This window comes from Microbacterium testaceum, assembly GCF_001476285.1.
GTDB classification, from domain to species: Bacteria; Actinomycetota; Actinomycetes; order Actinomycetales; family Microbacteriaceae; genus Microbacterium; species Microbacterium testaceum_B.
Window position 1 is genome coordinate 1 of sequence record NZ_LDRU01000050.1, and the last position, 7,294, is coordinate 7,294.

The 7,294-nt window shown below is 72.1% G+C and carries 6 protein-coding genes; 4 read left to right on the plus strand and 2 right to left on the minus strand.

All coding sequences use genetic code 11. From position 1 onward, the window contains the following. The coding region (locus NS283_RS09525) for a DUF222 domain-containing protein (RefSeq protein WP_081317352.1) at window positions 1-1,660 on the minus strand (1,660 nt) is incomplete at its 3' end. Between the two features lie 182 nt (window positions 1,661-1,842). Here NS283_RS09525 and NS283_RS09530 point away from each other — a divergent pair. Next, complete coding sequence (locus NS283_RS09530) at window positions 1,843-2,235, plus strand: DUF3021 domain-containing protein (protein ID WP_058596630.1); 393 nt, start codon at window positions 1,843-1,845, stop codon at window positions 2,233-2,235. Window positions 2,236-2,446: 211 nt separating this feature from the next. On the opposite strand, the gene NS283_RS09535 is transcribed toward NS283_RS09530, so the two are convergent. Next, window positions 2,447-2,758 carry a hypothetical protein gene (locus NS283_RS09535; protein ID WP_058596631.1) on the minus strand — a complete coding sequence of 104 codons (312 nt, stop codon included), beginning with the start codon at window positions 2,756-2,758 and terminating at the stop codon, window positions 2,447-2,449. A gap of 19 nt (window positions 2,759-2,777) precedes the next feature. Here NS283_RS09535 and yczR point away from each other — a divergent pair, with 19 nt between their 5' ends. The 3 genes from yczR to NS283_RS09550 form a co-directional block, all read left to right on the plus strand. Next, complete coding sequence (gene yczR / locus NS283_RS09540; protein ID WP_058596632.1) at window positions 2,778-4,241, plus strand: MocR-like transcription factor YczR; 1,464 nt, start codon at window positions 2,778-2,780, stop codon at window positions 4,239-4,241. A 58-nt stretch (window positions 4,242-4,299) separates the two neighbouring features. Continuing rightward, the gene (locus NS283_RS09545; RefSeq protein ID WP_058596633.1) at window positions 4,300-6,549 is read left to right on the plus strand and encodes a S8 family serine peptidase; all 2,250 of its coding nucleotides are present in this window, start codon (window positions 4,300-4,302) and stop codon (window positions 6,547-6,549) included. A 139-nt stretch (window positions 6,550-6,688) separates the two neighbouring features. Further along, a partial coding sequence (locus NS283_RS09550) for a hypothetical protein (protein ID WP_241492223.1) occupies window positions 6,689-7,294 on the plus strand: 606 nt, incomplete at its 3' end.

Genomic DNA, 7,294 nt, shown 5'->3' on the forward strand with positions numbered 1-7,294 from the left:
TCGCCTCGCCGGCGAGGCGACGAGCTGTATCGAGGTCGATGGGGCCGTAGCCGTCGAGGGTCGCTGGCTCGCGTCCCGCGCCGAGGAGCGTCAGTGCGGGGACGGTGACCACGACGCAGGGCCGGCGTTCCGGGCGCGCCGTCGGTGGCTGCGTCGGCGTCGGTGGGTGTGTCGGCGTCGGTGGCCGTGTCGCCGTCGGTGGGCGTGTCGGCGTCAGTGAGCGTGTGGGCGTCGGTGGGCGTGTCGGTGTCTGTGTCGGCGTCGGTGTCTGTGTCGGCGACTCGCGGGCGGAGGTGGGGTGAAGGTCGCTGAGTGTCGACACGCGGGAGACGGGGAGAGGATCCGCGGCCGGCGGACGACCCTCGGCAGGCCCGTCACCCGCCGGGATCGGCCGGCCTGAACCGGCCGGAGCGCGACCGCTCGCCGAGGCCCTCACAGGCATAGGCGTGGTCGAGGTGAGCAGGTCCGCGACGGCATCGGCACGCAGCTGCGCGAGGGTGCGTTCTTCGTCGGGCGCGACGCGAAGATGGCGCGCGATCCGGTCGACGCGGGTCAGAGCGTCATAGGCACGATCCGCGGGAAGGAGGGCAGTCAAGGTCGCCATGCCGTCGAGCTCGGGACTCACCCACACCCCGCGATCGCGAGCCGCGCGGCGATGGCGGGCCTCGATCGACTCGCTGTGCACGCGTTCGCGCAGCGCCCGAGCCGCGACGGTGAAGCGCGCGGGCGGAAGCCGCAGGGCGCGATCGAGAGCGCCCTCGTCGAAGGCGCGCCACGACTCGTGATGCTCGGGAGGGGTCGACGTGGTGCCGTCGGACGCGTCCGCGGTCTCGTCAGGCAGCACCGCGACGCCGTCGAGGACCCCGTCACCGGCACTTCCGCCACCGGCACTTCCGTCAGCGCGATCTCCGCCAGCGGGAACACCCTCGCCAGGAAATCCGTCGCCGGAAACACCGTCGCCGTCGCCCGACAGGTCGCCCGGGCCCTCGGCATCCGGAACCGGCCCATCGGCGCCGACCGACGACGCATCGCGAGGGTCTGCGGGCAGCGACGTCGCCAAACGGGCCGCCTCGACGGCGTGCCGCTCGGAGAGCAGGCCGTCCGAGAAGGCGCTCCAGACCTCGGGGCACCGCGTCTGCAGCACGTGCACGTGCGCCGCGCGCGTGCGGACAGTCTGCTCCGACAGTCGCAGACGCGTCGCGATCTCCGCGACGGCAGCACGCTCCGCCATGTCGCGGCGGTCGCGGCGCACGGCGGCGGTCGTGCGTCGCCGGGGGTCGCTCCACTCGAGGTCGAGCGTCGGATCGGGACCGACCCACGGAACGGGGTCGGTCAGCGCCGCGCGCAAGAGGGAGGCGATCAGACGGTACTCGGCCGCCGTGGCGCGGTGGCGTTCGCGGACCTGGCGCGCCAGCTCGTCGAGGAGCTCGGTGGGGCTGAGGTCGGCCCGCCCCGCATCCGATCCGCGTTCGCGTCCGTCGAAGTCATCCGAGTCGGCCGGCAGGACCACATCGGGAAAGGGATCCAGGTCGAGGAGACCTCGGTCGATCGCCCACGCCGAATGAGCGTCGGCGAGCAGGTCGTCATCGCTCGGCCACGGCACGCCCCAGGACGAGACGACCGAGCGCGGCCGGTCGTTCGTGGGTGCCGTGGTGTCCATGATGCAACGCTAGCGAGGGGGTCCGACATCGGCTCCGATGCTCGGAACAGGGCTCGCTCAAGGCTCTCCGACGGACCCGATGTCCACGCACCACCCACCACGCACCACGCACAACGCCGGTGATACCTCCCCGATCGACGCTCCCGCCCCGAGGCCGGATCCCCCTTCCCTAAGCTGTCCCCATGAAGCTGCTCGGCGCTGTGCTCCTTCGAGCGGGCATCCCCCTCGTCATCATGACCGCGATCGGCATCGCTCTCTTCGCCCAGGGGAAGCCCGACGACGGGCGCGCGACGCTCGCGGTCGGCGTGATCGCGGCCGCGGTGTCGGGGGCATCCGTGATCTACCAGATCGAGACCTGGAGCATGCGGAAGCAAACGCTCGTCCATTTCGTGATCATGGGCGTGACCGTGCTGCCCGCGCTGCTCTTGAGCGGATGGTTCGCGCTCGACACCCCGTGGCACTACCTCGCCGTCATCGGGGTGTTCCTCGGGGTCGGCGTCCTGCTCTGGGCGTTCTTCTTCGTGCTGTTCACGCGGATCCTGCCGAAGCGCAGCACCCCGCCTGCGGCGACCTAGGCGGCCGGGCCGCGCTCACGTCACGCGCGAACCGCACGCGCGAACCAGAGACCCAGCCAGCGCGAACGTCTCGACGTCACGCGCGAACCTCACGCGCAAACCAGAGCCCCAGCCAGCGCGAACCTCTCGACGTCGCGAACCGGCAGCACCCCACGCGGGAACGACAGCCGCGGCCGGCACAGACGTCTCGACGTCGCGAACCGACAACACCTCACGCGGGAACGAGAGCCTCGGCCAAGGCAGACACCTCGCGAACCACGATCACCTCGCCCAGCACCCGCTCCCCCACGCTCGGGTCCGCCGACACCCGCGCGGCAAGCGCCCGCACGTACACGACGACACGAGTCGCCGCGAGAGCCGAAGAGGGGTGCAGCGCGCGGTCCACGGCATCCAGGATCCCGAGGAGACGCTCGTCGTGGCACCGATCGTCCGACGCGGCGATCCAATCGAGCAGGCGGGCAATGGTCCAATCGGGCGTGAGTGGACTGACAAATGCGAGTTCGGGAGAGTCGGATCGGGTCATTGGCCCACAATCGGTGTTTATGACCCTCGTTGACAGATCCACTTCCGGCCTGGTGGACCATCGCACAGCCATTGTCTCGGCGGAGCGCCTCGCGGCGCGGCTCGGGCGCTGGGCGACGACCGACGCGACCCTGAGCGCCAGCCTCGCCGAGGCGATCGCTCGCCTGGTCCGCGAGGGTGAGCTGCGCGGCGGCGACCGCCTTCCGTCCGAGCGGACACTCGCCGCCACCGTCGCCGTCTCACGCGGAACGGTGGTGAGCGCCTATGCGCGCCTGTACGACGAGGGAATCCTCGACCGCCGCCAGGGCAGCGGAACGCGCGTCGCCGGCGCGGCTCCCCTGGCCGCGCGCCAAGCAGCCGGGCGGGGCGAGGCGCTCTACGCGACCCTGCCGTCGAGTATCAACCTGCTGCGTGCGGTGCCCGCGATCTCGCCGCGTGCGGTCGACATCGTCCAACATCATCGACCCGTGCTCGACGCCACCACGGTCGAGGCAGACCCCGCGGGACTCCCGGATCTTCGCGCCGCGATGGCCCTCGCGATGACCGAGGACGGAACCCCGACGACGCCGGCGCAGGTGCTCGTGACGCACGGGGGACAACAGGCCCTCAGCCTGCTCGTCGACGAGGTCGTCTCCCCCGGCGACACCGTGCTGACCGAGGAGGTCGCCTGGCCCGGACTCACGGATGCCGTGCGCCGACGCGGCGGTCACGTGCACGGCATCCGGCTCACTCCCGACGGGATCGACGTCGAGGCGCTCGAGATGGCGATCGTGGTGCGTCGCCCCGTGCTCATCGCCCTGAACCCCCACAACCACAACCCGACCGGGATGCAGACGAGCCCGGCCGTCCGTCAGCGGATCGCCGATCTCGCCGCCGATCACGGCGTGACCGTGGTCGAGGACCGGGTGCTCGCCCACGTGTCGTTCGACGGGGTGACGCCGCCGTCGCTCGCAGCCCTCCGGCCCGATGCGCCGATCGTCGTCGTCGAATCGCTGTCGAAGTGGGCGTGGGAGGGGCTGCGGGTCGGGTGGCTGCGCGGAGATCCGGTGCTCGTCCGGCGACTGCGCGGCCTCCGCCAGAGCACCGATCTCTCCACCAGTGTTCCCGCGCAGATGCTCGCCCTCGACCTGCTCGCCGAAGCCCCCGCCCTGCGGCGCGACGTCGCGACGGTGCACCGCGAAGCCGCCGTCACGGCGGTGCGACTGCTCCAGACCCACCTGCCCGACTGGCGGTGGCGACCTCCGCGGGGCGGCCTGTGCATCTGGGCGCGACTGCCCGCGGGGTCCGCGACGGCCTTCGCCCGGCACGCGGCCGGGTTCGGGGTCTCGGTCGCGGGGTCGGCGCAGTTCACCTCGGATATGGATGCCGACGACCACATCCGCCTCCCGGTGACCCCGGATGCGCACGTGCTCGAGGCCGGCCTGCAACGACTCGGCGAGGCGTGGCGGGCGTACGGGGCGTCGCTCTCGCTGGATGTTCCCTGAGAGCCTCTACTGTGAGGGCTGTGGACGTCGCCGAACGTCCCGGGGGAGAACATCTTTCATGACGAGCTGGAAACGAATCGCCCTGCGCGGGATCGCCATCGGATCCGCCGCCGTGTTCTTCGCCGCGCTGCCCGCGACGGCGGCGACTCCGACCCCGTACCCCTCCGAACCCGAGACGGTCGCGGTCCTCTCCGCACCGCTGGAGGCTCTGGTGGAATCGGGGGTCGATCCCTCGGCATCCCCCGAGGTGCTCGATGGGACCGGATTCGCGGTCGACATCCCCGGCGGTCTCACCGTGACAGGGGATGCCGTGACCGTGTCGATCCGCTTTCGAGACGCCGAGGCGCAGCGCGCCGCGGTCGACGCCGTCTCGGCCCTCGGCACCGTCACCGCCGTCACGCGCTCCCTGCCCACCATCGTCGTGCAGGCGCCGCCGTCGGCGTTCCCGGCACTCGCCGCGCTGCCGGGGGCCGTCGCGGTCGACCCGGCCCTTCGCCCCGACATCGGCGGTGATGAGCCCGACGGCACGACCGCCGTGCCCCGCGCGGACGCGTCGGCGAACGATGCGGCCGCCTCCGCGGCCGCCGGCGGATCCTGCCGGCAGGTCCCCGTCGACGCCGATCCGGTGCTGCGCTCCGACGAGGCATGTCAACGGTTCGGCGTCGACGGCGCCGGCGTGACCGTCGGCGTCATCTCCGACTCGTTCGACCGCTCCAGCGATGCGGCCACCACTCCCGCGCAGGACATCGCCCTCGGATCGTTGCCCGGACCGGGCAACCCCTGCGGCTACACGACAGCGGTCACGGTCCTCACGGAGGGCGATGACGACAACGAGGACGAGGGTCGCGCGATGCTGCAGAACGTGCACGGCATCGCCCCGGGCGCCCGCCTGATGTTCACTGCGGCCGGAACCACGCAGGCGACCTTCGCCGATGCCATCCGCGATCTGCGCGCGAACGGTGCCGACGTCATCGTCGATGACGTCGCCATGTTCGGGGAGACGGTCTACCAGCGGGGCATCGTGGCCGACGCCGTGGCCGACGTCGTCGCGGACGGTGCGACCTACCTGAGCGCCGCGGGAAACTATGCGTCGACCGGCGAGGTCGGCGGCACCTCGGCCGGAACCTTCACGTCCTCGTGGGAGTCGGAGACCTTCACCGGGATGCCGTGCCCTCAGGCCGTGATCGACGCGACGAAGAGCGCGGCCGACGAAGTGGACTGCATGAACTTCGCGCCCGACGGGGAGGCCAACGCGGAACTCCGGGTGAAGATCCGTACCTTCGGCGCGCACGCCCGTGCCGTGACGCACTGGGCGGTCCCCGCCTACGCCGTGGATGTCGCGGTGCTCCCCGTCGTCCTCGACGGCGAGGGAAAGGTGATCGCGGTCGGCGCGCGATTCGAGGAAGGCATGCCCGCCGCCATCGCGTACTGGGAGACCGGTGCAAAGGACGAGGACTACAAGACCAGCGACTACCGGTTCGCCCTCGTACGCACGGACAAGCAGAAGGATGTCCGAACGAAGCTCACGCTTCCGATCCGGCGGTCGGGGGTACTCGAGCTGCAGTACCCGACGTGGCCCGCCGGTGTGACGGTCGGTCCGGTGGTCTTCGGCCACTCCACCGATCCTGCGGCGATATCCGTGGGAGCCGCCGATGTCCAGGCTCCGGGACTCCTCCGCAACTTCTCGAGCGTCGGCCCCGCGACCTACCTGTTCGCCCCGGTCACGGCCGACGGGAAGCCGTCGGAACGCCTGCCGGTCCCCCAGGTCACGTCGAAGCCCGACATCGTCTCGGTCGACGGCGTGCGAACCAGCTTCTTCACGGCGGAGGGGAATCCCCCGGGCATCTACCGCTTCTCGGGGACATCGTCGGCGGCGCCCACCGCGGCCGGCGTCGCCGCTCTGGTCCGCGCCGTCGCCGGCCCCGACGCGACGGCGGCGAGCGCGCGCTCCGCGCTGAGCGGGAGCGGTCGTCCGATCGACGGCCCTCCCGGGTACACGGGGCCCGTCGACGCGAACGTGATCGGCAGCGGACTCATCGACGCGGTCGCCGCGCTGGCCGCGGTCGCGCCGCCGACCCCCACGCCGACCCCGACACCCGAGCCGACGCCGACGCCCGAGCCCACGCCGGTTCCCACGACCACGACCACGCCGACGCCGACCGCCTCACCCGCCCCGGCGGGCGGCGGGCAGCTCCCCCGCACCGGCAGCGACGCATCGTCGGCGCTTGCCCTCGCGATGCTAGGCGCCGGGGCGGTCGCCGCGGGTGTCGTGGCGGTCGTGCGGCCGCGGGTGCGCGCGCGGCGGTGACGGGATGCGGCGCGGCGCGGGAGCCGCGCCGTCGGTCGCATCAGTGCCGGACGGCGGACGGCGAATCTGAAAGTTCACTAAGAACCCCTAATGTGAGCGCTGAGGGCAGAATCGGACGCCCGCGGGGAGAAGACACTTCATGACACGTTGGAAACGCTTCGCGGTGCGCGGAATCGCTCTCGGTTCGGCGGCGGCACTCTTTCTGGCCCTGCCCGCGACGGCCGCGACTCCGGCCGACCCCGCTCCCCCGCAGGTCATTCCCGCATGGGGCTCGACGAACGTTCTCGCCGCGCCGTTGCGAGACCTTGCGGCATCCGGTGTCGACCTCCAGTCATCCGAAGCCGTGCGTGCGGTCGCGGGCGTCGGTGTGAACGTCGCCGGCGGTCTCGAGGTCGTCGACGGCAAGGTCACCGTGTCCGCGCGTTTCTCCGACGCGGTAGCGCAGAACACCGCCGTCGACGCCGTCGCCGCCCTCGGTACGGTCGTCGCGGTGACGCGGTCGCTCCCGACCATCGTCGTGCAGGCGCCGCCGTCGTCGTTCGCACAGCTGGCTGCGCTGCCCGGGGTGGTCTCGGTCAGCCCGGCCCTTCGTCCCGCGACCTCGGGCTCGACGAGCGCGGCGACGTCCACGCGCGTGGCAACCACGGGCGACGGCGCGCGGTCATGTCGCGAGATCCCCGCCGAGGCCGACCCGGTGCTGCGCTCGGACGCCGCGCGACGCGCCTTCGGCGTCGACGGCACGGGC